This is a genomic window from Micromonospora sp. WMMC415, from assembly GCF_009707425.1.
In the GTDB taxonomy this organism is placed as follows: domain Bacteria; phylum Actinomycetota; class Actinomycetes; order Mycobacteriales; family Micromonosporaceae; genus Micromonospora.
The window spans coordinates 4,644,602-4,668,786 of record NZ_CP046104.1 but is presented as its reverse complement, the minus strand read 5'-3'; the positions used below and the strand labels follow the sequence as shown (position 1 = coordinate 4,668,786).

At 68.3% G+C, this 24,185-nt stretch carries 23 protein-coding genes and 2 pseudogenes; 6 read left to right on the top strand and 19 right to left on the bottom strand.

The window, feature by feature from the left end:
* Positions 1-254: 254 nt before the first annotated feature.
* The gene (locus tag GKC29_RS22060; protein ID WP_155332629.1) at positions 255-1,484 is read left to right on the top strand and encodes a DUF6880 family protein; all 1,230 of its coding nucleotides are present in this window, start codon (positions 255-257) and stop codon (positions 1,482-1,484) included.
* A gap of 152 nt (positions 1,485-1,636) precedes the next feature.
* A complete protein-coding gene (locus GKC29_RS30635) occupies positions 1,637-2,107 on the top strand; it encodes a UPF0158 family protein (protein WP_155334285.1) in 471 nt (156 codons plus the stop codon).
* Positions 2,108-2,147: 40 nt separating this feature from the next.
* On the opposite strand, the pseudogene GKC29_RS22050 reads toward GKC29_RS30635, so the two are convergent.
* The 4 genes and pseudogenes from GKC29_RS22050 to GKC29_RS22035 all read right to left on the bottom strand — a co-directional run bounded on the left by GKC29_RS22050 (position 2,148) and on the right by GKC29_RS22035 (position 5,047).
* A pseudogene (locus GKC29_RS22050) lies at positions 2,148-2,812 on the bottom strand (nucleotidyl transferase AbiEii/AbiGii toxin family protein).
* A complete protein-coding gene (locus GKC29_RS30120) occupies positions 2,812-2,982 on the bottom strand; it encodes a hypothetical protein (RefSeq protein ID WP_230688768.1) in 171 nt (56 codons plus the stop codon). Before GKC29_RS30120 ends, GKC29_RS22050 begins: the two are co-directional and overlap by 1 nt.
* A gap of 235 nt (positions 2,983-3,217) precedes the next feature.
* Entirely contained in the window at positions 3,218-4,117 is a 900-nt protein-coding gene (locus GKC29_RS22040; protein ID WP_155332628.1) for a hypothetical protein, read from the bottom strand.
* A 372-nt stretch (positions 4,118-4,489) separates the two neighbouring features.
* Positions 4,490-5,047 (bottom strand): helix-turn-helix domain-containing protein, encoded by a 558-nt coding sequence (locus GKC29_RS22035; RefSeq protein WP_155332627.1) that lies wholly within the window; start codon positions 5,045-5,047, stop codon positions 4,490-4,492.
* A 76-nt stretch (positions 5,048-5,123) separates the two neighbouring features.
* Here GKC29_RS22035 and GKC29_RS22030 point away from each other — a divergent pair, with 76 nt between their 5' ends.
* On the top strand, positions 5,124-6,743 hold the full coding sequence (locus GKC29_RS22030) for a bifunctional NAD(P)/FAD-dependent oxidoreductase/class I SAM-dependent methyltransferase (RefSeq protein ID WP_155332626.1): 1,620 nt from the start codon (positions 5,124-5,126) through the stop codon (positions 6,741-6,743).
* Positions 6,744-7,081: 338 nt separating this feature from the next.
* Here the strand turns inward: GKC29_RS22030 and GKC29_RS22025 are convergent, their stop codons facing one another.
* The 5 genes and pseudogenes from GKC29_RS22025 to GKC29_RS22005 all read right to left on the bottom strand — a co-directional run bounded on the left by GKC29_RS22025 (position 7,082) and on the right by GKC29_RS22005 (position 11,996).
* On the bottom strand, positions 7,082-7,891 hold the full coding sequence (locus GKC29_RS22025; protein WP_155332625.1) for an ATP-binding cassette domain-containing protein: 810 nt from the start codon (positions 7,889-7,891) through the stop codon (positions 7,082-7,084).
* A gap of 204 nt (positions 7,892-8,095) precedes the next feature.
* A pseudogene (locus GKC29_RS30355) lies at positions 8,096-8,170 on the bottom strand (hypothetical protein); the annotation flags it as partial.
* A 303-nt stretch (positions 8,171-8,473) separates the two neighbouring features.
* Positions 8,474-10,774 (bottom strand): DEAD/DEAH box helicase, encoded by a 2,301-nt coding sequence (locus tag GKC29_RS22015; RefSeq protein WP_196255688.1) that lies wholly within the window; start codon positions 10,772-10,774, stop codon positions 8,474-8,476.
* Between the two features lie 212 nt (positions 10,775-10,986).
* Positions 10,987-11,640, bottom strand: a complete 654-nt coding sequence (locus GKC29_RS22010; RefSeq protein WP_155332623.1) for a nucleotidyl transferase AbiEii/AbiGii toxin family protein — start codon at positions 11,638-11,640, stop codon at positions 10,987-10,989.
* Positions 11,641-11,642: 2 nt separating this feature from the next.
* Complete coding sequence (locus GKC29_RS22005; protein WP_155332622.1) at positions 11,643-11,996, bottom strand: hypothetical protein; 354 nt, start codon at positions 11,994-11,996, stop codon at positions 11,643-11,645.
* A gap of 627 nt (positions 11,997-12,623) precedes the next feature.
* Between GKC29_RS22005 and GKC29_RS22000 the strand changes: the two genes are divergently transcribed.
* Together GKC29_RS22000 and GKC29_RS21995 are read left to right on the top strand one after the other, a co-directional pair.
* The gene (locus GKC29_RS22000; protein ID WP_155332621.1) at positions 12,624-13,811 is read left to right on the top strand and encodes a TerB family tellurite resistance protein; all 1,188 of its coding nucleotides are present in this window, start codon (positions 12,624-12,626) and stop codon (positions 13,809-13,811) included.
* Positions 13,801-15,204, top strand: coding sequence for a hypothetical protein (locus GKC29_RS21995; RefSeq protein ID WP_155332620.1), 1,404 nt, complete (start codon positions 13,801-13,803; stop codon positions 15,202-15,204). Before GKC29_RS22000 ends, GKC29_RS21995 begins: the two co-directional genes overlap by 11 nt.
* A gap of 114 nt (positions 15,205-15,318) precedes the next feature.
* Here GKC29_RS21995 and GKC29_RS21990 read toward each other — a convergent pair whose 3' ends face one another.
* The 10 genes from GKC29_RS21990 to GKC29_RS21940 form a co-directional block, all read right to left on the bottom strand.
* Entirely contained in the window at positions 15,319-15,759 is a 441-nt protein-coding gene (locus GKC29_RS21990; RefSeq protein WP_155332619.1) for a hypothetical protein, read from the bottom strand.
* Entirely contained in the window at positions 15,750-17,084 is a 1,335-nt protein-coding gene (locus tag GKC29_RS21985; protein ID WP_155332618.1) for a hypothetical protein, read from the bottom strand. Before GKC29_RS21985 ends, GKC29_RS21990 begins: the two co-directional genes overlap by 10 nt.
* Positions 17,054-17,896, bottom strand: coding sequence for an IS5 family transposase (locus GKC29_RS21980; RefSeq protein WP_155328897.1), 843 nt, complete (start codon positions 17,894-17,896; stop codon positions 17,054-17,056). The genes GKC29_RS21985 and GKC29_RS21980 overlap by 31 nt, the downstream gene beginning before the upstream one ends.
* 71 nt (positions 17,897-17,967) lie before the next feature.
* The gene (locus GKC29_RS21975; RefSeq protein WP_155332617.1) at positions 17,968-18,489 is read right to left on the bottom strand and encodes a hypothetical protein; all 522 of its coding nucleotides are present in this window, start codon (positions 18,487-18,489) and stop codon (positions 17,968-17,970) included.
* A gap of 1,033 nt (positions 18,490-19,522) precedes the next feature.
* The gene (locus GKC29_RS21965; RefSeq protein WP_155332616.1) at positions 19,523-19,975 is read right to left on the bottom strand and encodes a GntR family transcriptional regulator; all 453 of its coding nucleotides are present in this window, start codon (positions 19,973-19,975) and stop codon (positions 19,523-19,525) included.
* Positions 19,972-20,220 carry a hypothetical protein gene (locus tag GKC29_RS21960; protein ID WP_155332615.1) on the bottom strand — a complete coding sequence of 83 codons (249 nt, stop codon included), beginning with the start codon at positions 20,218-20,220 and terminating at the stop codon, positions 19,972-19,974. Before GKC29_RS21960 ends, GKC29_RS21965 begins: the two co-directional genes overlap by 4 nt.
* An 83-nt stretch (positions 20,221-20,303) precedes the next feature.
* On the bottom strand, positions 20,304-21,011 hold the full coding sequence (locus GKC29_RS21955) for a 3-oxoacid CoA-transferase subunit B (RefSeq protein ID WP_155332614.1): 708 nt from the start codon (positions 21,009-21,011) through the stop codon (positions 20,304-20,306).
* Positions 21,008-21,694, bottom strand: coding sequence for a 3-oxoacid CoA-transferase subunit A (locus GKC29_RS21950; protein ID WP_155332613.1), 687 nt, complete (start codon positions 21,692-21,694; stop codon positions 21,008-21,010). Before GKC29_RS21950 ends, GKC29_RS21955 begins: the two co-directional genes overlap by 4 nt.
* On the bottom strand, positions 21,687-22,478 hold the full coding sequence (pcaD, locus tag GKC29_RS21945; protein WP_155332612.1) for a 3-oxoadipate enol-lactonase: 792 nt from the start codon (positions 22,476-22,478) through the stop codon (positions 21,687-21,689). The genes GKC29_RS21950 and pcaD overlap by 8 nt, the downstream gene beginning before the upstream one ends.
* Positions 22,475-23,101, bottom strand: a complete 627-nt coding sequence (locus GKC29_RS21940; RefSeq protein ID WP_230688767.1) for a hypothetical protein — start codon at positions 23,099-23,101, stop codon at positions 22,475-22,477. Before GKC29_RS21940 ends, pcaD begins: the two co-directional genes overlap by 4 nt.
* A gap of 107 nt (positions 23,102-23,208) precedes the next feature.
* On the opposite strand from GKC29_RS21940, the gene GKC29_RS21935 reads away from it, so the two are divergent.
* The gene (locus GKC29_RS21935; RefSeq protein ID WP_155332610.1) at positions 23,209-24,108 is read left to right on the top strand and encodes a LysR family transcriptional regulator; all 900 of its coding nucleotides are present in this window, start codon (positions 23,209-23,211) and stop codon (positions 24,106-24,108) included.
* Positions 24,109-24,185: the final 77 nt, after the last annotated feature.

The window sequence follows — 24,185 nt, the reverse complement described above, 5'->3', positions numbered from 1 at the left end:
TGTCCGGCGTGAACCTCAGGCCGGCGTGGGTGACCTCGCCTGCGCCATCCGGGCCTTGTCAGGTGGCGACGAAGCCGCTGCCTCGTTCGTGTAGTCGATCGAGGTGTCGGTGACCGGGTCTCCAGCAGGGTGGCCGCGGTGGACAGGTGTGTCTCGTCCTCGATCTCGGCGAGGACCGTCCGGTCATCCCACGCCCCACAACCATGGGGGTGGCACGTTCCCGACACCGGGTCGCGGTCTGCTGAGATGGGCAGGTGACCGGTGATGAGCTGACGGGGCTGGTGGACCGGCTGCGCTGGGACCGCCGGCGGGATCCCTACCGGGGTCGACGGGAGTACTCGCAGACCGCCCGCCAGGTGGCCGGGGAGTGCGATCGGTTGATCGCTGAGGGGCGGGCGGATCTCGCAGTGCCGCTGTTGCGCAAGGCCGTCGACCGCATCACGCGTGCCCTGATGTATCTGGATGACTCCTCCGGAATAGTCGGAGACGACCTGCAGGAGCTCATGGACCTGTACGCGAAGGCATGCGTGGCGGCAACGCCGAACCCGATCAGTCTGGCCGGCTGGCTGGTGAAGTTGGAGTGCGACGGTCCCGGCTGGCCCCGCGTCCGACTGGCAGACTTCGCTCCGGCGCTGGGGAGGCGGGGGATCGCGGAGGTGGAGCGGCTGGTCGCCGAGCGGGCAGATGTTGCCGACCCGGAGTCGTGGACCGGCGCGTTCGCGGTGCGTGACCTGCGCGAGCAGCTCGCTGAGGTGTCGGGAGATGTCGACCAGTACGTCGCGGTGCTGGCCGAGCACCTGACCAACGCCGTGCAGTACCAACGGATCGCCGAGGCACTACATGCGGCCGGACGCTGGGACGAGGCGATGGACTGGGCCCGGCGGGGCGTGGCCGCCAACGCGGGCTCGCCCTACACCGACCGGCTCCGTGACCTCTTGGTCGACATGCTCGTCGCCGCAGGCGACACGCCGGGTGCCGTGCGGGTCCGGCGGGAGGAGTTCGTACGCCATCCCACCGCCGCTGGGTACCGATCCCTGATCGACACCGTGGAAGGGGCCGGCGGCGACGATCCGACGACGTGGGCTCTAGGGGTGCTGCGCGACCGGATCACCAAACAGCCGGCGTACGCCTCCGAGCTGGTCGACGTGCTGCTGGCGGTGGGCCGTGACGACCAGGCCTGGCAGGAGGCCCGGCACCACCGGCGGTGGCTCGGCGGGCCGCAGTGGCAGACCCTGCTGCAGGGACGGGCCGTGACGCATCCGGACGAGGTGATCCAGCCGTACCGCGACCTCGTCGAGCAGGCGATCCTCAACTCGGCCGACAAGCGGCGCTACCGGCGGGCCGTCGCATTGCTCCCCGCTCTACGAGCGGCGTACCAGGCCACCGGAGACCATACGGCGTTTGGGCAGTACCTCGCTGAGTTGCGGGTGGCACACAAGCGCCGGCCGACGTTCCTCAAGACCCTCGACGCCGCTGGGCTGTAGCTGACCGGTCTCCCGAACCCAGGTTGCTGGAGCAGTAGCCAACTCATGGCCTCGGTCTCCGTGCTGATGATCGGCCGGGCCGGCAGCCTCGCGGCCGGGAGAGCAGCGGACGTACCGTGGTTGCCGACGACCACGGCAACGGAGTGGACACCATGCTCGACGTACGCCGGCTCGATCTCGAAGAGATCGCCATGGCGCTGCAGGACCAGAGCGCATACGAGTACCGCTGGCTGATTGACCGGGACAGCGGGGAGATTATGATGTGGACGGCTGACGGCGGTATCGACGGGAAGACGCCGGTGGACCTCGAGGAACTCGACCTGGTCCCGATCGAGGCGTTACCGTCCTCCGTCTGGCACCGCGACATGGTCGACTTTGCCGAGCGGGTCAGCGACGAGCAGGCGGGCCGCAGGCTCTTGCGGGCCGTCCAAGGCAGGGGCGCCTTCCGGCGGTTCAAGGACGAACTGCATGAGGAGTATCCGCACCTGCTGCCAGCCTGGCACGCCTTCCAGCATGCACGGGCGACTCGTCGGGTCATCGACTGGCTTCTCGACAACTCGCTCATCAATCACGCCGCCGCGAGCAGCTATCGAAGCGAGCATCCCGACCCGGACGTGCCGTAAGACGAATAGGCCCTGGGCCGGAGAGCAGGGCAGGAAAGTCCTACTCGACTCCTCGGAGTAGGAGGGTCCGCCATGCAGAGACGCGAGCCGCACTTCGGCGACCTCATCCGGCGCTAGACCGTAGTCGATGAAGTCTTCGTCGTCGAAGCGGTCGACGTGGGCAAGCATCGCGGCGAACATGCTCCGGTCGAATCCGTCGTCGGCGGCGTGCGCGAGGTCGCAGAGCTGGTCGAGGGTGTACCGGCCGCTGCTGATGGCAGCATCGATGTCGAGGTAGTCGCGGGCGGCTGCCCGGTTGTAGAGGGCGTCCATCTTTCCGGCCATGACGTCGTCGGGGTGCAGGACGGGGCCGATGTCCATCTGGACGGGCGGCTGGGCGCGCCAGTTCGCCACCAGTTCCACCCGGTGCTGCTGATCTGGGTGGGCTGGGCCGGTGACGTGCAGTCGAGCGAATGTATCGAGTCGAAGGTCGATGTCGACGCCGAGGCCTTCGGCGCGATAGGCGGCGATCACCTCGTCCACGGCGGTGGGGAAGTCGGCGCGGCGTTGCCAGTCGGCGAACAGATCGACGTCTTCGCTGGGGCGGTCGAGGATGCCCTGGGCGGCGATCGCATGCCCGCCGGCCAACGCGAACCCGTACCGGCCGCCGACCTGCAGGGCGATCTGCGCCAGCCGGCGGTGGATTGGCGGGGTCTGGCCGACCACTACGCGGCGTGTCGGCGCGTGTTGGCCAGCTCGGGGAATTGTGCTTCCCACAGTCGGCGGACCTGCGGTGGCATCACGAGGGCCGGCCACAGGCGTTGCAGGGTCGCGCCGTCCAGCCATCGGGTGAGATCGGCGGGGGCGGTGGCCTCGCGCAGCACGCCTTCGTACATGCTTGCCAGGCGACGTGGGTTGTCCAGGTCGTAGCGCGCCCGCCCGGCGGTGCTGCTGTGCGGGGCGGCCACACCGCCGTGTGCAGGCGGAACGGGCGACCTGGAGCGTGACAACGCCACTCCGATCCGTAGAAGACCCGGAAATCCTTGCACATGAATGTGATTTCCATCAGGGGTTCGCGTGGCGGTCTTCTCGACGGGCGCGACGGCCGCTGCCGGTCTGCGCAGCGGCACCTCAAACGGTTCGCAGGTCGATCGAATGACGTACGAAGGATTCCGGAGTGCCGGTGGTCCACCAAAGCACACCGGCCCGATATGCCACGTTGCCGGCCTCGGGACTGATCCGGACGGTCTGGCCGGTGGCCAGGTCGTACACCATCAGCCGGCCCCTGCCGGTGAAGCGAGTGGTGGGAGCGAGCTCGACGAACAGCTCGAAACGATTGAGCACCGCGACGTCGGTGACGACGGTGGTCGCCGTTCGGCGGGCGACCACCCGGCGATCCGAGCCATCCGACCTCACGACCTCGATAATGGGCCAACCGTCGTCGTCGGCCGAGACCGCCCGACACCAGGTGGGCGTGCACTCGGTCAGGCTCGACCGGGTCCACGGCATCGCACGTTCCTGACCGGTCAGCAGGTTTCGCAGCCGGCCCGTGCCGGCGAGGTCGGTGAGGCTGTCGACCAGCCACGGCCAGGCGGTCATGGCCCAACGGCCCGGTTCTGTCCGCACCTCGACAGCGCCGCCGGTCAACGAGACCGACCGCACTTCGGTGTCGTCCCGCGATCCGGCGGCCACCCAGTGCACTCGCCCCTCGGCGATGACCAGGTCGTACTGCGTCTGGTGGAACAGCGGATAGCCCAGGCTGGCCGTGAGCCGCCGGGGCCGAACCCCACCGTGCAGATCGGCTGCCCACAGCTCCCGGTAGCCCCCGCCGAAGCTCTCGACCCAGACCAGAACCTCGCCGTCGGTGGCCGGCCTCTCGAAGGCCGGGTTGCGATCGAGCGTTAGCCGGCGCAGCTCGCGACCCCGGCCGTCTGCTGATTGCAGCACCAGACGCAGGTGCCGACCGTCAGGGCTGGGCGCGCTGCCCACCGATCGCGCGGCGTCGAAGAACAGGATGGGCGTGTACGGCATCCCGTCGGTGAGGTCGGCCGGTACTCTGCCGCGCTGGGCGCCGGGCCAGGCCTGCGCCGCCGTGGGAGGTGGCGGCGGCTGCCCCGGAGGCGGGGCGAATGGCGAGAGAAGCAGCAGCCGCCTGCGGTCAGGGCTGCTCCGAGTGAAAGGAACCGGTGTTCATCCAACCCTGGTGTCTCCGTTTCCGGCAGCCGCCGGCATCCAGTGGCCGGGCGATGGCCGCATCTGAGATCCTTGAAACCGGCTCTGCCCGTGTTCCCAAGTCAACGACACACTGTCGAGCGTCGTCGCGGCAGACACGCCATCCGCTCGCCGATACCCGACCTCGGCACGTTCGCCCGACCGGGCGACATCGCTTCCTGTCACGCGCTGTCACTGGTGCAGGTGGGCGCGCTGCCCCTCGCGGTCGAAGATCATGATCAGTTCGGCCGGCTCGTCGAGTGCTGTCATCGAGTGTGGTGTCATCGTCGAGAACTCGGCTGCTTCGCCCTTTGCGACCTCGATCTGTCGCTCACCGAGCCACAGCAGCACCCTGCCCTCGAGGACCAGGAACCAGTCGTACCCCGGATGGACCCGCTGGGCGGGCGTCGTCGCCTCGGGCTCCAGCCGGATCTTCATCGCCATGGTGCGCCCATCGACGCGGCTCAGCGGCCACGTGGTGCGTGATCCCGAGCGGTGCTGCGCGGGTCGGATCACCACGTCCTCGTCGCTGGTTGTCTCGAAGAGGACGTCGAGGCTGACCTGTAGGGCGCCGGCCAGGGGCACGAGCACGTCGAGGCTGAGCGTTCGTTTGCCGGTCTCGACCCGGCTGATCGTCGACGGGCTGAGGTTGCTGCGCTGGGCGAGTTCGTCCAGGGAATAGCCGAGCGTGGTGCGGATGCTCCGCAACCGGGTGCGTGCCAGACGCTCCACCTCACTGCGGTCCGTCATGTCCCCAGCATGGAGACACCTTGCGAATTCCGCAAGCTACCTTTCACATCCCGGCTGGTATTCCTACGCTGGACCCATGACGGACCATGCCCACGGAACACACGAACACACACCGCACCAGAGCATCGTCCGCAGGTGTGACGTCGCCGTCATCGGCGGATCGGCCGCCGGTCTGGCCGCCGCGCTGCAGCTCGCTCGTCAGCGACGCTCGGTCATCGTCGTCGACGACGGCACGCCGCGGAACGCGCCGGCGGCGCACATGCACGGCTACCTCGGACGCGACGGCACCCCGCCCGAGGCGATGCGGGCCATCGGGCGGGAGGAGGTCCGTAGCTACGGTGGCAGCGTCCTGACCGGCCGTGTCCTGGCGGTGCGGGAAGAGGACGACGGGTTCCACCTCGCCCTGTCGGGCGGTCACGGCCTCGTCGCACGCCGGATCCTGGCCGCGACCGGCATCGTCGATGAGCTTCCCGACATCGAGGGCCTGGCCGAGCGTTGGGGTCGTCAGGTGTTCAACTGTCCGTTCTGCCACGGCTGGGAGGTCCGCGACCTGCGGGTCGTGCAGATCGTCACGACGCCGATGGGACTGCATCCGACCTCGCTGGTGCGGCACCTGACCGATCGGTTGACCGTGGTGCTGCACGACGCGGCGGGGATCGACCCGGCCGCGGTGCGGAACCTCGTCGCCTCCGGGGTCCCGGTCATCGAGAGTGCGGTGCGCCGGGTGGCAGACGCCGGCCCGGACGGGTCACTCGTCGTCGAGCTCGCCGACGGCCGCAGCCTGCCCGCCGACGCGATCCTCACCGGGGGCCGGTTCCGCCCCCGGGTCGAGATGCTCGCCGGCCTCGGCATCGACACCACGGCCCACCCCAGTGGACTCGGTGACCTCGTCGCGGTGGACCACAGCGGACGTACCAGCGTGGCGGGCGTCTTCGCCGCCGGGAACCTGACCGACCCGAGCGCCCAGGTTTTGCAGTCCGCGGCGAACGGTAGCTGGATCGGCGCCCAGATCGCCTTCGGCCTCGCCGCCGAGGACACCGCGGCCGGCATCCGCCCCTCCGGCGTCGCGATCGAGTGGGACAGCCGCTACGGCGACCAGGAACGCGTGTGGAGCGCCAACCCGAACGGAACCCTCGTGGCGGAGGCGACGGACCTGCCGCCCGGGCGGGCGCTCGACGTCGGCGCGGGGGAAGGGGCCGACGCGCTCTGGCTGGCCGAACGCGGCTGGCAGGTGACCGCCTCCGACGTCTCCACCAAGGCACTCGACCGCATCCGGGCCGAAGCGGAACGTCGCGGGCTCGACGTGCGTACGCTGCACCGCGACGCCAACGACCCCGCCGCCTTCGCCGACGAGACCTACGACCTCGTCTCCCTGCAGTACGGCTCGTTCCAGCGCACCCCCGAGCAGCGCGGACTGCGCAACCTGCTCGACGCCGTGGCCGTCAGCGGGACCCTGCTCGTCGTCGGTCACGACCTGACCTGGCTCCGGCAGCCGTCGGACCCCGGCGAGCAGACCCGCATGTACGACCCGCAGGCGTACGTCGGCATCGACGAGATCACCGCCGCGATCACCGCTTCGGACCACTGGCGCATCGACGTGAACGAGACCCGCCCACGCCCCCCAGGGGCGATCAGCACACACCACGTCAACGACGTCGTGCTGCGCGCCGTGCGACTGAGCCACCGCAAGGAGTAGGGCTTGAGGCTTCCCGCGGGTGCCGCGCTGTGGCCGCGTGCCGCCGCCGACCGCTCCGTTACCAGTTCGGCGCGACCGCGGTCCTGGCCGTCTGCGCGGTGGTGTGCTCCGTAGCGCCGGCGGCCGCAGCGGTGGTGCCCTCGTCCCGTGGCTTACCCTGCCCCGACGAGGGCCACGCCCATGGCTGCGGGGGCTGATGACGGAGGTGCTGCACGCTGCGGCGCACCGGGTGACCGGCCATGACTGAGCATTCCAATCCGGTCCGCCGCACAGGCTGTTCGTCCGGCAAGCATGTTTCCGGCGTCGGCGCCAGGTCGGGCCGGGTCGCGCCACCGGAGTCAGCCGAGCCGCCCCTCGGAGAGGGTGAGGATCCGGTCGGTGCGGGCCGCGACGCGGTCGGAGTGGGTGACGAGCACGACGGGGGTGCCGTCACGGCGGCGGAGGCCGTCGAGAGTGTCCAGGACGTGGGCTTCGGTGTCGCGGTCGAGGGAGGCGGTGGACTCGTCGCAGACGAGTACCGTGGGCGCGGCGGCAACGGCCCGGGCCAGCGCGACGCGGTGGCGTTGGCCGCCGCTGAGCCGGTCGGGTGTGCGGTCGAGGATCTCGGCCGGGAGCGCGAACCGCTCGATGACCTCCTCCAGCGTCCAGCCCGAGGTTCGACCGTGCCGGGCGGTCACGGCGAGTGCCCGGGTGAGCGCGCGACGGACGGTCTCGTGCGGGTTCAGGGCCGCCCGGGCGTCCTGGCCGACGTAGGCGAGGTACGGCTGGCCGGTACGCGCACGGATGGCCGCGTCCCAGCTCACCGGCACGCCGTGCACCAGCAGCCGTCCGGCGGCTGGCGGGGCGAGCCCGCAGAGAGCCCGCGCCAGCGAGGTCTTTCCGCTGCCGGACGTCCCGCGGACGCCAAGGAGCTCGCCGACGTCGATTCGTCCGCACGCGCCGTCGAGGACACGCATCGTGCCGTGCCGGACCGTCACCCCGTCGAAGGCGAGTGCGGCGCCGCCTGTGCCGTTCGCGGGACCGAGGAAGGTCATGCCGCGGGCGATCACCCACACCCCGACCAGGGCGCACACCGCGGCCAGCAGTACGCCGCCGATCAGTGAGCGGACGACGAAGGACACGGTGAACGGTTCGAGCAGTGACGCCATCACCCTGTGAGGTTCCAAAACCTTGTCACGTGCGCTGAGCTGGGTCTTTATGCGGCTCGTTCGTACTCGTAGATCAGCCCGCCGAGAAGCGGCCGGCGTTTGACCCGCTCGTGGGCCAAGGTCGACAGCAGGACGGTCGGAGCGTGGTGGCTGCAACTGCAGCGCCCGATGCGGACGCCGCCCGTTGTAGTGGCGGGCGTATTGATCGAGTGTTCGTCGGAGGTGCCGTTCACCGACGATGAGCACGCGGTCGGTGACCTCGTTGCGGACGGTGAGGATGAACCGTGCGGCGTAGGCGTTGCTCGCGGGCTAGGCGGCGGGATCTTGCACACCGTGATGCCCGCATCGGCCAGTACGGCGTCGTAGGCGGCGGTGAACTGTCCGGTGCGGTCCCGGATCAGCACCTTGAACCGTTCGGCCCGGTCGCCCAGGTCCATGAGCAAGTTCCGGGCCTGCTGGACGGTACATGGCCCGTCGGGGTTGGCCGTGACGCCGAGGATGTGCACGTACCGGTTGCCGACTTCCATCACGAAGAACACGTACAGACGTTGAAGGGTGATGGTTCATCGACTAGACAGACGATCAGCACGGAGACCTCGTGGCCACTGTAGTGGTGACGAGGCGGCATGACCTGACTGACGCGCAGTGGGCGGCGGCTGCGTTCACCGGCCGCTGTCGGCGGTGGGCGTGAAGCCGAGTTGGATGTATGAGCGGGACCGTTTGCGCCACATGGCGGCCAGTACGCCGACCTGCTCGTCGGCGTAGTCGTGGACCTCGACGCTGGTCTTGCCGGGGTGGGCGCGCAGAATCCGGCCGACGTACTGGACCATGCTGCCTGAACGACACGGGGTGGGCGAGGAACAGGGTGTCCAGCTTCGGGCAGTCGTAGCCTTCGCCGACGTATTTGTCGGTGGCGATGACGAGCAGTGGTGGCCCGTCGGCGGGCGGGTCGGCCAGGAAGGTGAGGACCTGCTTGAGGTCCTTGGTCTTGCGGGTCGCGTAGAGCAGGTGCGGGTCGTGGTCGAGGTCGCGCAGTCGCTTCGCGAGGGCCTCGACGTGGGCGGTCTGCCGGGTCAGGACCAGGCAGTTGCGGCCCCGGTCGAGGGCGGTGTGGACGTCGTGGCAGACCTGGTCGTTGCGGGTGTCGTCGGCGATAAGACCGCCTAACACCACCGAGGTGATCGCCCCCGGCTTAGCGGTGTCGACGTCCTCAGGCAGGGCGAACGCGGTCTGGTGGACGTGCAGGCGGCGGTGCGGGGCTTCGGGGTCGGTCTTGTCGATCATCGGGATGGTGTGCCGCTTAGGTCCGCAGTGCATGAAGATGATCGGGCCGAGACCGTCGCGGCGGTAGGCGGTGGCGGTGAGGCCAATCCAGCGGCGGGCCGGGATGCGCCGCAGCGCCTTCTCCACGGTCGGGGCGCCGGCGTGGTGGGCTTCGTCGACGATCACGAGGCCGTACCCGGACAGCCGTTCGGCAGTGTCGTCCATGCGGGCGACGGTCTGCATCATGGCCAGGTCGATGACGCCGGTCGGTTTGGTCTTTCCGCCGCCGATCTGCCCGACCCGCGCGGGATCGATGTCGAGCACGGTGGTGAGGCGTTCGCGCCACTGGTCCATCAGCGGTGCCCGGTCAACCAGTACCAGGGTGGGTGTGCGGTGGTGGGCGATCAGGGCGCAGCCCATGACGGTCTTGCCGGATGCGGGCGGTGCCTCCAGCACGCCGTGGTCGTAGCGCGTGAGCTCGGCGACGGCGTCGGGTTGCCGGTCGCGCAGCGTCGCGGTGAACGCCACATCGATGCGTGGCGGGTCAGCGCGCCGGTCGTCGATCTCCAGCCGGCTGCCCGCCGGTGCCACCAACTCCGCGGCCTTCCCGGCCATGGCCCGTGGCAGGTACAGGCATTCCAGGTCCTCTGTGTAGAAGCGGATGTACCGGGGCGTGTTCCAGCTCGACAGGCGAAGGTTCTCGTTCTTGTAGAACTCCGGGTTGGCCAGCGACGCGGCGTGTTTGAGGGAGGCCAGCAGCGACGGCGGCAGACCGGCCCGGCGTACCGCGAGCATTCCCGCCCACTCGGCGCGCACCACGACCGGTGGCGCCGCGTCGGGTCGCAGCGCCGAGCGGAACAGCGACGCCTCGGGGCCGACCGCGACCGGCCGGAGATCGGCGACGAACCGCTGCACCTCGGCCAGTCCCAGCTTGGCGACACCAGCCAGGGAAGCCCACTGGTCCGGGTACGGCGTGAACGTAGCCGGGTCGACGAAGACGGTGGTGCCGGCGTCGCGGCACTGCTTCTGCAGCGGCAGCGCGATCAGGTTGCCCAGCCCCTCACCCTTGGCAGGCAGGTGGTCCTGGGAGGGGAAGAACCGGTCGTAGCTGTCCAGCCCAAGCTCACCGCGGACCGTCATCGCCTCGCGCAGCAGCCCGAACCCCAACGCTCGCGCCTCCACCGCCGGCACCGGCTCGCTGAAGAAGGTCCAGACGTGGGCGCCCTGACCGGAGCGGGAGATCTCCACCGCCGTCGACACCCCGACCGCCTCCGCTGCCTGGACGTACGCCTGGGCGTCGAGTTGCCACTGCGCGCCGTCGAAGTCGCAGGCCAGCAGTCGGCAGGTGTCATCGGCCAGCATCGGATACAACCCGGCGCTGATCTTCCCGGCCAGGTGATCGTGGAGCACCGCGTCGGTCAGCGGTCGGTACCGGCGGGCGTCCTTGGCTTCCTGCCACGTCTGGCTCGGGAGTCGTTCCAGTTGCGGGTACCAGCCCTTGCGGCCGTCCTTCTCCCACCGCTGGGCGTACACGTCGTCGCGACCGACGAACAACGACCGGAACAACGCCACCCGCTCGGCCGCGATCCGCTCCCGCGCGCCAACGGATCCGGCCTGCAACGGTTGCTCCCGCGCCGGCGCCCCACGCGGACCCGGGGCCAGCCGTGCCACCTCGGCTCGCAAGGTCGCCAGTTCCGCGCGGATCAGCGCCAACTCGCCGGCGCAATCACACGGGCAACCAGCGGTCGATGTCGCCGTCACGCATCCATTGATACAGGGCTGCGGTGGTCGTACCGCCACCAGGGCACGCGCGTCGCACCATTCAAACAACGCTAGGGCAGGTTGGCGGTGAGTTCTTCGCGCCATTGCGCGAAGCGTTTGCGCATCTCGCAGATGTGGGCGGGGTCGGCACCGTAGGCGGCGAAACGGCGGTCCGGGTAGCGCTCCAACATTCCGAACAGGTCTGCCAGGATGCGCCGGTCGAACCCCGCGTCGGATTGTTCGGCCAGCTCGCACAGCCGCGTCCGGGTGTAGCGACCGGTCATGAGGGCAGCGTCGATGTCCAGGAAGTCTCGAGGCTCGGCGCGCGTGTACAGGGCGGACATCTTGCCCGCGACGACGTCGTCGGCGTGCAGCACCGGCCCGACGTCCATCATCACCGGCGGCAACGCGCGCCAGTTGGCCGCCAGTTCGACCTTGTACGGATGTGTAGGTTGAGCGGGATCGGTGACCGCGAGCCGGGCGAAGGTGTCGAACTGCTGCGTCACCTCGACGGAATACCCGCCGGCGCGGTAGCCGTCGACGACAGCGTCCACTGCGGCGGCGAACTCGCCACGTCGCTCCCACGCCGTGAACAGGTCGACGTCCTCGCTCGGGCGGTCCAGGATGCCGTGGGCAGCAACGGCGTAGCCGCCGGCCAACGCGAACCCGTAGCGGGCAGCGACCCGCAACCCGATCTCCGCCAGGCGGAGGTGAACCTGATCCACTCCTACCCGGCCAGCGTCTGCGGCGGCGTGGTCAGCTCTGGAAAGCGTGCCTGCCACAAGGCCCGCAGGCGGGCCGGCAGCCACAAGCTTGGCCACAAGCGGCGCAGCGTCGGACCGTGCAACCATCGGCACAAGTCCGCGACCGAATTGGCCTGGTTCAGTACCGTCTGGTACATCAGCTGCAGATCGCCGGCGTCGTCCAGGTCGTACGTGCTGTCGCCGGACCAGTCCAGCCACCGGTCGAGCGTCACCACACCGCGAACCGGACCGCGCAGGTCGGACAGGGCGGCGGCGACCACGAAGTGCCGCTGGTCCACGTATCGTGAACCAGGCGGTGCGCCATTGCCGCTGGACATGACTACCTCCTGACCCAGATCGTACGTCTGAGCGGCGTGGCCGGCTGGCACGACATCGACCTGCCGGCCACTGATTTCAAGATAGCGGCAGTTCAGCTGCCAACATGATCATGTATTTAGGGCTCGCCCTCCGACATGAACTCCACGACAGCCGGCGGGAAGCCCCGGGCCGCTCGTCTGGCTGACGGCAGCGAAGTCGATGGTCGCCGGGGGAGTGGTGCGACGACTCCTTTACTCGGCCGGCTTATGCTTCAGGCGACCTGGGCAAACGTGCATGAGCACGCCGCTGGGCCACCGGACTACTGGGGGTCAAGGGGTCGTCGGTTCAAATCCGGCCGTCCCGACAGACGCAAAGCCCCGACCAGCGGAAACACTGGTCGGGGCTTTGACTTTCTTCTATGGAGTTTGAACCTTCCCCCGAAAACCCCCCCCTTTACCGGGGGCGACACAGCCCGGCGGCGGCCCGACTCCGGGTGGCTCGCCAGGCATAGAAGCGCTCGGCGAGGCTGGCGGCGCCATAGCCGTAGGGCATCGAAATTTGGCCGATGAGGACATGGGCTAGGGCCGCCGGGAGGACCTCGTCTCGTCGGTGGTCACCGATAGCCTTTCGCCAAAGACGTGAAAGGGATGGCGATGGACCTTCGTGAAGTTGGGCTTGGACGGCTGAAGGGCGTTGCCGACGCCGCTGGACGGATGGTCGCCGACAGCACGAACGTCGCGAGGCAGCTTGTCGCTGATGCTGCTGGCGATGCACAGGAGAGAGTGAAGCAGTCCGCCGAGCAGGTGATGGCGAAGGTCGAAGAAGTCAAGGACGGCCTCTCGGCCTGGTCGTCCCGCAACCCCGCCGATTTCGGCGACTTGTCCGCGCTCAGCGCCGACGGGAAGTTGCTCTATTGCCGGGTGTTGGTGAGCTTGGCGCTGGTCGACGGCCTCCTCGATCCTCGCGAGATCGCGAATCTGTACTTGTTCGCATCGACGATTGGTCTCGACGGCGAAGCGCGATCGGAGTTGCGCAGGGAAATCACTGGGGCGCAACGCGATGCAGTGAGCGGCGCAGGGGTTCTCGACGCCACGGTGGAGCTGTCCAGGGAATTGCGTGACCTCCTCGAGGAAGATCAGCGCGAGCCGGTGTTCACGGTGCTGGTGCGCGACCTGGTGCGAATTTCGCGTGCTGACAGGCATGCCGCCGACGCCGAGCGTGAGCGAATCGTGCTGGTCGCAGGACTCGTGTTCGCCGAGTCGGCCGACAAGGTCGTGGAGGCGACCGAACGGTTCGTGATCACCGAAGAGGACTTCGCTTCCGGCAAGATCACGACCAGCCAGTTGGAGACCACCACCAAGGACATCGCTGCCAAGGCGGCTGCGTTCGGTGCCCCGATCGCCGCGATCAGTCTTGCTGGCAGCGTCTCCGGCCTCAGCGGGGCGGGAATCACCTCGGGTTTGGCGGCCTTGGGGTTCGGCGGCTTGCTGGGCTTGAGCGCGATGGCCACCGGGATCGGCACGGTCGTAATTCTCGGCGTCGCGGTCCATCAGGGGACGCGTTGGGTGCTGGCCACCAACGAGCGTGAGCGAGAGAATCGGCGCGAGCATCTGATTCAGCAAGTCATCAAGAATCACCAGCAGGCGATGGCCGAGCTCACCGATGACATCGCGGGGCTCGCTCGACGGATGGAGGCCTACCTCACCCAGACCACGAGGAACGAAGAGCGACTGGCCGCGCTCAGGGCTGAGCTGGCCGCCTTCGAGCTGGCCCTGGTGAATCTGCAGACCAGTCAGGAGGCCTTCGAACGGCGGGAGCCGCTCAGTGTCGGGTGACCAGCTCTCGGCTGCCGCCGCTGTCGTGGCTTACCAGGCCGTCACGCTGACCGAACTGCGGAACCTGTTCGACCAGGTGGAGTTCGACCTCAAGGATGTCCTCGAACGCGAACGTCGCGTCAGCGACACCCTGGACTCGGTCGATTCCGAGTTCGACGCGGTGCGCGCCCGCCTCCACGCAATGGGCCTCCTCGTACCAGCCCCCGAGTCCCCGTCGAGCGCAGCGGCCACCGTGAGTTTCCAAGCACCGAGCAACCCCCGTTACGCCGTGCCCATCGTCCCGACTGATGACGACTTCGATCAGCTCGTCAGGCGTGCCGAAGCCCGGTTGGATCTGTTGGGTATCGATCTGACCCGGGACCCGCTCCAACAGGTTCTTCCCTCCAGCCAGATAGCTCGCAGCCTGCGCAGCTACGCCGAGGAACATGGCGACGTCAGCTGGGACAAGACCGACTGGACAGTCGTCCTGGTTGCCGGAGCCCTCGCGACCCTCCTTGACGTCATCCTCGTCCGCATCCCCCAGGACTCCACCTTCCTAGGCAAGGAGCAGGCGGGATCGCCCCTCACCAAGTGGCTCAAGGACCGTGACCGCGCCCAAGACATCTACGCCCGATTCCTCAAGAGGTTCGAGAAGCTCGCCAAAGTGCCCTATGACGCCCCCACCACGAAGGCCACCGGGGGCCTGGTCAGCGGCATGCGGTCGGCTACCCACCGGCTCCAGAGCCTCGGCCACGATCCGGCCCTGGGTTTCCTCTACGGCGTGGCAGATCTCATGCACGGCACCGGCACCTACATCGACAAGGCGGGGCAACTGATCCAGGTCGCCACCAACTACGACCCGGTCGACCTGATCACCGCGCTCATCACTCAGGTGCGCCATCTACTCTCGGACGTCTACACTCCTGCTGGCGTGCAGCCCCCGTTCTTCAGCCTGCTTCAACTCGGACAGATCAATTCCCCGTTCGCGGTAGGCCCCTCCGGCGTCAAGGTGCCCTGGACCGATGTCGCCCGCTACATGTATACGAACGGCTACGACCTGCGCCACTTCTTTACAATGGGCATCACGCCTGGCGTCGTGTCCGCGATCATCCGCGGGTACTGGCTTCTCAAGAGCTATGCCACCGGCGGTACCGCAGCGCAACGGAAGCTGGAGCACGCCAAACTCACCTCCATGCTGCTGCTCGGGCACACCATCGCCACCTCAGGCACGCTTCTCAAGACGGGGCTGCTGTTTGGCATGAACCCGGCGGCCCTCAACTACAACCAGATTCTCGCGATGGCGCCCGCCACCATCACCTGGTTCAACGAAGCCATCGCCCGCGACCATCGAATCAATCAAGCCCTGGAGAAGGAGTGGGAATTGCTCCTCACCGAATCCGAGGGGCAATCGTGATCAGCTTGGCCTGCTCAGCCAGATCCATCCGGCGTAGAAGGTGTGACGGGCATGAGTATCCAGCAGCACGACGCCCAGGCCACGGCGGAGCGGCGGTAGAGACAGGTGGTTGCATCAGCCGTGTCGCAGGGTGAGTCTTCTGGTGGCCTGAGCGAGCCGGTCGAGCCGGCCCATCAGACCATCGGGGGTCTCGCCCTTGGCCTCGGCGATCGGCTGACCGACCTCCGCCGGTCTGTCCGGCTGATGCTCGTTCGGCGGCGCGACTGCCCGGTCGGCCTCCTCGATCAGTGCGCGCGCCTTCTCTTCGATCTGCCGCTTTTGCTCCTTCGACTCCCGGGCCTCGGCCTTCAGCGTCGACATGGTGAGCCGCCAGGCGTTGCCGAGTCGGTTCGGGTCGTCGAAGAGGCTTGTCTCCAACGGTGGTGAGGGATCGACGTAGTTGCTCGACGGCACGACCCAGAGCGCATCGTCCACCACGTACCGCTCCTCGGGCTGCGCCGGCTGCGGCTCGTCCGATGTTGCCAATGCTCCTCCAGTTCTCTTCATCATCTCCATGCGAACTCCCCCGCGCCAAGGTCTTCTCGCTTGAGCAGGTCGTTGTAGTGCACGAGCTTCAGCGTGAACCGGTAGGAGATGTAGATCAGGTTCAGGGCGGAGATGGCACAGAGCACAATCCACCGCCAGTCGGTGATTCCAACGAATGTGAGGTGCTCCAGGGTGCTCTCCTGTGCCGCTGGCAGAGCGGGTGGCGGAGAGCCGAGGTAGAGAATGACCGCGACCACCGAAACGGCGCCGCTGATGATGAGGGACAGGCGGGCGAGCATTGAGCCGCCGACGAGGGCGTTGTTGTCCGACGCCATCCCGAACCAACCTGCGGCGACCGCGGGCAGCGCGAGCATCAGGGCCGGCAGACCGCCCACCTGAGCTCCCTGCGGGTTGGTGATCAGGTTCCCGACGACCGCGATAAGCAGCGTCGTCGCCAGCGCGGTGACTGCCGCCCGACCCCTGGCACCAGGCGGAGTCTCCTTGAACCGGGCGATCAGCTGAAGGTCCCGCATCTTCGGCGACGCCTGGGCGTAACCCCGCATGTATACGTGGACGAAGTTCTGCCCGCGCCTCCGGCGTACCCGGAAATGGTGGTCCACCTCGGCGGTCGGACCGGCCTCGTGCGCGCAGAGACCGTTCTTGTCGTACTCATCCTGCTTGCCGCGCGGATGCTTACCGCGCCACCGTCGTGTCGCTGAGGTGCGACAGTGGCGGCACTGGAGGAACTGTTTGAGCACGTATTTGTTGGACGGCGCATTGACCCGCAGGTGGTAACTGTCGGCGGTGAGCGCCAATTCCACCGGGACCGCCACCTGATCGGGCTTGAGGCCCAGGCCGAGGCGCAGCAATCCCCACCAACCCCTGACGAGCGAGGAGGGGATGAAGGTGCGCTCGTACTTGAGAAGAAGGCGGCCGCTGGAAACATCGGCTGCAGGGATAACGGCGATGATGGGATACGACGAACTGAGCGCGGCGACGTACTTCCGGACCCGCTGCCTGCTCTCGTCGTCGCGAAACTTAATTTTCTCAAGGATGACGTCCATCCGCCGGTCGACGATCTGGCTGTTCATCGGTCCGCGGGTGGCCACGATTTGCAGAAGGGCGAGCTCCGCGGCGCGCTCCACCTCCTCGAGCATGCGGTGCTCAGGAGTGGGTTGCTGACCGGCGGACATTTCGACCAGGAGCCGCAGACCGGCCGATGCCAGCCGGACGGACTCCTCGTACGACATCGTGGTCAGCGATTCCCCTCGCGCGGACCGGAGGTGGAAGTTGTCCACTAAGAGGTCGCGCAGATAGGTGGGTTTCATGGTCGGCGGGTGGGGCGGGTGTCCCACCGGTACAGGATCCACGCCTGACGGATGAGGCTACGGATGGTGATGACGGCGTCGGCAAGGTCGAAGTAGGCGTTGATCACGTCTTCTTTGCGTTCGTAGCAGCGTTGTAGCCGGTTGAAGGCGTTGTGCCAGGCGTTCGTGCGCTCGACGTGCCACCGCTGGGTGGCCTGGACCGGGGCTTTGACGCCCTTGCGGGCGATCTCGCCGGTCAGCCTGCGGGCGGTGAGCAGGTCGCGGGTCTTCTGGGAGTCGTACCCGGCGTCCAGGTGCACGGTGATGGTGCCGGGCAGCGGGCCGAGGTCGTCGAGCCGGTCCAGGGTGGATTCCAGCAGCGGGGAGTCGTGGCGGTTGGCGCCGGCCAGGACGCGGCCCAGTGGGATGCCGCGGGCGTCGACCATGACCGAACGTTTCATGCCTTGCTTGCCGCGGTCGACCGGTGAACGGCCAGCGACCTCGCCACCGCCGGGCGCCTTGGTGATGCACCCATCGACGGCAAGGTCGTCCAGCAGCAGCCCGACGAGACGGTCGTAGGCGTTCAGCGCGATCGTCTTGAGCTGGGCGAACACGCCCAGGCGGATCCACTCGTCACGGCGGTTGCGGATCGTGGTGGCCGAGCAGGTCGAGTCGGCGATGCCCTGGTAGGAGCAGCCGAACCGCAGCACCTGCAGCAACTTGTCGAACACGATCCGGTCGGCGACCCGCCGGCGGTGACAGCCCAACGGATGGGTGGGATCGGTAGCGGGGCGGGGTGGCAGCAGCGCGGCGAACTGGTCCCACAAGGGGTCGCTCAGCCATGATGGGACAGCGGGCACAGGCGTTCCAGTGATCACTAGGCGTAGGAACCTTCATGATCACTGACGCCTGTGCCCACCTCCTACCCGGCTCATCCCCGCCGACCTATTTGCGCGCCCTCTAAGTCGCCCTTCAGCGGTTGTAGGACCGGCACGTACAGCGCCCGGCCGCCGTCGTCGGCGTTGGGCAGCGAGAACGATATCGAGACCTGCTGCACGACGGCTCGTTCGTCGAGGTCGATGGTCTCGGTGAGACGGGAGCGGCGTCGAGCCGGGTCAACGATCAGCTCCACGAACATCGCGATCGCCTTGCGGTCGTCCTCGGTAATCCGGTTGGCCGCCGAACTCTGCAGACTCTGCAGCCACGCGACATCCGGCTGGACGGGCGGATCGAGGTCAGCGGTCTCACGGTTTAACCGATCACGCAGCCGCGAGAAGATCATTATGCCGGCGCCAGCCGCGAGGAGGAAGAAGAAGATCCGCGCGACCGCTTCGAGCAGGTTTCCGTGCTGGCCGATCCAGCCGCCGTGCGCCTCGAACTGGTACCGGAGCCAGCCCGTGCCGCCTGCCAGAATGACCAGCGGTAGAGCCAGGATGCAGATGCCGAGATTCATCAACGTCTTTCGGGTGCCACGTCGCTCCGGCACGGACCACGCCCCCCACCCGCAAACAGCGAAGCGTACTCAGAGGAATACACCTTGCTACAGGGTCGGTGTACCTGTCGAGGCCCGCGTGATAACGGACCATTGGGGAATTTGTTGCGCTCTACAAATAACACTGCACGTCAGCCGGCGATAGTTGAGTATGGCCAACCGCGGTTACGAATCACCGATCGCCGACCTTCGTTACGCTATCGTTATCTCCGCCTGTTTGCGCCTCCTTCATTCGGGCTCGCGAAGCAGCCCATTCGCTGGGTGGTCCGAGCCTGATCGAGGCGGAGTCGATGCCGGTAGGCGAATCGATCAAACCAAAACGTGGCGCCGCCGTCACCACTTGTCGCACCCGCGACACAGCCCACTCATCAACAAGCCGCAACATCTGCCGCCACGGAGGTGAGTCGTTGCCGACAGCCAGTGGCCTCGCCGTGGCCCGGTCGTACGGGAAGTAGATGCCTGGCCCGGTGCTCTGGTAGCGCCTCGGTTCCGCCCAATGTTCCCTACCCGGGTGTCACGAACCACTCCGAACATGCATGCGGTTCAAGCCTGTCCGTCTCGGCGTCGAGGATGGGCGTGGACCGTGCGTTGCTTCTAGTAACAGCCGCGGGGAGAGCAGGTAAGGTGCCATAGATCGTCCGGAAGTCGAGGGAGCCAGTGCGTGCGTGAGGATTCGCCGCGCTGGGAGCAGATCAATGCCAGCTCGTACGCCCATGAGCAGGACGGGCTGCGCGAGATGGCCAGCGATCTGCCGGACGCCGACCCGTACCACGGCTAGGCGAGCGTCGAGTTCGTCGGCGCCGACGGCTCGATCAACGAGGTCGACGCCCTGGTGCTGACCCCAGCGGCCTTTATGCGCTGGAGCTCAAGCACTGGCAGGGGGAGATTCGCGGCGACGGAACGCAGTGGGTGCGGCGTGCGCCGAACTCTCGGCTGATCACGGGGAGCTGCATCGGGAAGCGCCGAATCTCTGTCGCTTCGCGAGGACCGTCAGTCAGGGAAGGCGGGGGATCACGGGCGGCTGGTACTCCTCCGCGCCGGCGGTGTCACCTGTCGACTGCTGGATAAGCATGCGTAGTGTGCCGAGCAGGTGCTCCTGCACGGCCTTCGCTGCTCCCGCTGGGTTGCCCGCGAGTACCTCGCATGCCGCGCGCATCCCGGCGAACGCCGATTGGAACGCCTCCCGGTGCTCCTGCGGCATCTGCTGGGCGGCGTGGTACGCGGCCGGTGCCTCGAGGAAGATCCGCAACATATAGATCTCCTCGATATCCTGCGTGGAGAGCTTGAGAATCCGCACGCCCTTGCTGCGCTCGAACCGAACCATCCCGTTGCTGGCCAACTGAAGAAGGGCCTCGCGAACCGGGGTACGTGAGACCCCGAGCTGATTGGACAGCTCCACGACCGAGTACAGCGTCCCTGGTGCCAGCTCGCTGGCGAAGTGGGTCATGCCCGCGTTGCCATCATGGCTGATTCTCGTCCCTGCCCCACGCAGCTCTGACCGTGCCGGAAACCGCTGTTGGGCTGCCCGAAGCGCTCGCTGGTCTGCCTGATCCACGGGCCCGGAGAGGCGTCCGACGCCGGCTGGCGGTCGTGGTCACCGCAGCGGTGCGCGCCGAGCTCATACGCGATGGTCTTGTAGCCGTCGACGCCGTACGGATTGGAGCCGGCCGGTGTGTCGGCGAACCCCGGCATGGCCATCCACCCGCGGTCGACGACCCTCGGCAGCCCGCAATGACCAAGTGCGCCAAGGACCGGGGGAACCGTGCCTGCCCACTTCAGGCACTCGTCTTCAGTGGTCGGATGCGCGTGCCCATAGGCAGCAGCGGGAGGTTGAGCCGTTCGGCGAGGGCGGCGACGGACGTCCCGTAGGTCGCGCCCACCCGGACGGCGCCGTCACCGAGGTGGATGATCGCGACGTCGGTGTAGAGCCGGGTGACGCACCGCAGCCCGGTCAGCGGGTAGGTGCACTTCGGCACGAGTTTCGGGGCGCCCTCGCGGTCGAACAGCGACATCATCACGAACACCTGCTTGGCGCCGGTGGCGAGGTCCATGGCTCCGCCGACCGCCGGGATGGCGTCGGGCTCGCCGGTGTGCCAGTTGGCCAGGTCGCCGGCGACCGAGACCTGGAAGGCGCCGAGGACGCAGACGTCGAGGTGACCGCCGCGCATCATCGCAAAGCTGTCGGCGTGGTGGAAGTACGCGCAGCCGGGTGTCTCGACGACGGGGACCTTGCCCGCGTTGACGAGATCCGGATCGACCTCGTCGCCCGTGGCGGCGCGCCCCATGCCGAGCATCCCGTTCTCGGTATGCAGCACGATGGTCTGCTCCGGCCGCAGGTGCTCGGCAACGGTCGTCGGCTGGCCGATGCCGAGGTTCACGTACGAGCCGTCCGGGATGTCGGCCGCGACGATGGCGGCCAACTCGTTGCGTGTCAGCGGGCCACGGTTGAGGTGCTCGACAGGTGCTGGAACAGCAAGGGTCACGGCGTCACCTGCACCACGCGGTCGACGTAGATGCCCGGGGTCACGACGGTCTCGGGGTCCAGGCTGCCTGTGGGCACCACCTGTGTCACCTGGGCGATCGTCAGGGCCGCCGCGCTCGCCATCACGGGTCCGAAGTTGCGCGCCGTCTTCCGGTAGACGAGATTGCCCATGGTGTCCGCGATGTGTGCCTTGACCAGGGCGACGTCGCCGTGTAGAGGAAGCTCGAGCAGGTAGTTGCGACCGTCGATGCACCGGAGCTCCTTACCCTCGGCCAGCCGCGTGCCGACTCCTGTGGGGCAGTAGAAGGCGCCAATTCCGGCGCCCGCGGCGCGCAGCCGTTCGGCGAGTGTGCCCTGCGGTACCACCTCGAGTTCGACTTGTCCGGCGCGGTACAGCCGGTCGAAGACCCATGAGTCCGCCTGCCGGGGAAAGGAGCAGACGACCTTGCGTACCCGGCCGGCCGCGAGCAGGGCGGCCAAGCCCGTGTCGCCGTTGCCGGCGTTGTTGCTGACGATTGTCAGGTCGCGGGCACCCTGGCGCAGCAGGGCCTCGATCAGCTCGACCGGCTGGCCCGCGCTGCCGAACCCCCCGACGAGGACGGTGGCTCCGTCGGGAACATCGGCCAGCGCCGCGTTGACGTCCACCGTGACGAGGTTGCGTCGACCAACCGTTGCGTCAACCATGGCTGACCCCGATTGTCGCGCGGGCCAGATGCTCGAGCAGGACAGCGTTGACCGCATTGGGCTGCTCGTCGTTGGCCAGATGCGCCGAGCGCGGGACGACGACCAGCCGGCCGGCTCGGACTCCCTGCGCGATGCGCTCGAGGTGTTCGGGCGGCGTGGCCGGGTCGTCCTCGCCGGCGACGGCGAGGACCGGGGCCTCGATCGCGGCGAGGTCCCTACGCAGGTCCATCCCGGCGATCGCCTCGCAGCAGGCGGCGTACCCTTCGGCCGGAGTCGCCGTGACCATCGCTCGCGCTTCGCTCACGCGGCCCGGCTCGGTCTGGTGGAAGGCGGCGGTGTACCAGCGGCTGACGACGGCCTCGGCGACCGCCCGGCTGCCCTCTGCGCGCACCACCGCGGCGCGTTCCAGCCAGGCCCGCGTCGGCTCGAGCCGGGCCGAGGTGCACAGTACGGCGAGGCTGACGACCCGCCCGGGGTCGCGTGCGGCGAGCCGCATGCCGGCCATCCCGCCGAGGGACAGTCCGACGAGGTGGGCGCGCTCGACGTGGTGGCTGTCAAGCAGCGCCAGCAGGTCGTCGGCGAGGTCGTCGATCGAGTAGGGCCCGTCGGGGACGGGAGAGCGTCCGTGGCCGCGCGTGTCGTAGCGGACGACCCGGTACCGGGTCGAGAGAACGCCGACCTGGCGCTCCCACATCTGCAGCGTCGAGCCGAGGGAGTTCGACAGAACGACGACTGGCGCGTCCGTGGCGCCGGAGACCTCGTGGTACAGGGACACAGCGCTCACGAGACCCCCCCGAACACCGCGGCGAGGCATTGGCCGCCACCGATGCATCTGGCCCCCAGGCCGTAACGGCTGCCGCGGCGGCGCATCTCGTACACAGTTGTGGCGAGGATGCGCGCCCCGGTGGCACCCGGGTGGCCCAGGGCGGTCCCGGAGCCGTTGGGGTTGAGCCGCTCGTCAACGGGATCGACCTTCCACTCGCGAGGGCACGCGAGCACCTGCACGGCGGAAGCCTCGTTGAGTTCGACGACGTCGATGTCGTCGAGTGTCAGACCGGCACGTCCGAGGGCGGCGGTCGAGGCCGGAGCGGACCCGATGCCCATGCACTCCGGGCTGACACCAGCCTCGGCCCACGCCACCGGACGGAGCAGCGGTCTGAGCCCGACACGCGCGGCCTCGCGCCAGGTAGTGACGACGCACATCGCCACCCCGTCGTTCTGCCCGCTGGCGTTGCCCGCGGTGACGGTGGCCCCGGGGTCGATCGTGGCGGCCACCGGGCACGGCGCCGCGAGCCCGTCCAGCGTGGCGCCCGGGCGTGGGTGCTCGTCCGCGACGACGGCGAACACTCCGCTGAAGGCGCCCACGGCGGAGCGGACCGGCTCGCAGATCACCACGTCGTCCTTCACAAGGGCAGGGTAAGAATTTACGGCTATACGAGAGAAGGACGTTCCCGGGGAGGATTGATACGCCAGGGCTCTGGATCCTCCCGCAGGTGCCCACCTACCCTCCGCGCATGGAGCTCCGTCACCTGCGCTACTTCGTCGCCGTCGCCGAGCAGTGCCATTTTGGGCGAGCCGCCGAACAGCTGCACATTGCCCAGCCACCGCTGTCGCAGCAGATCAAGCAGCTCGAGCGCGAGATCGGCGTCGTCCTCCTGGTCCGCTCGACCCGCAAGGTCGAACTCACTCCGGCCGGCGAACGCTACCTCGACCGAGCCCGGGCGATCCTCGCGGCGGTGGACGCCGCTGGCGACGAGGCCACGCGGATCGCGGCCGGCGAACTGGGGCGGGTGGCGATCGGATTCACCGGCTCGGCGACCTACGAACTCCTGCCCTCGCTGGCCAGGGTCCTGCGCGAGGGCGCCCCTGGTGTGGAACTGGACCTCCGCGGGGAGATGCTCACGCCCGAGCAGGTCGCGGGCCTGCTCGACGGCAGCCTGGACCTCGGGTTTCTCCGCCCGCCGGTGCGGGAGCCCGACCTGCACGTGCGGGTGCTCCGGCGCGAGCCGCTGATCGCGGCGCTCCCGACCGCGCACCCGCTCTCCGACAGGAGTTCCGTACGCCTGTCCGACCTGCGCGGCGAGCCGTTCATCACCTACCCCTCGCACCACCGCTCGGTGGTGTTCGACGCCGTACTCGACGTCTGCCAGCGCGCAGGCTTCCGACCGCAGGTTGCGCACGAGGTGGCCGAGACCTCGACTCTGGTGTCGTTCGTGGCCGCGGGCCTGGGCGTCGCACTCGTCCCGGCGTCGGTACGGCATCTTCGGATCACCGGCGCGCATTACCTGCCGCTTGCCGGCACGACGCAGGAGGTCGAGTTGGCGGTGGCGACCCGGGCCGCAGAGAGCGGCCCCCTCGTCGAGCGCATACTCGCCCGGACCCGCTCGTTCCTCGGGGGGACCTGGACCCGCTGACCGCCAACGCGGACCAAGACGTTCAGCCTCTGGATCTTGCGGGATCAAGTCCTTCACGAAACGAGTTTGGAGATGTG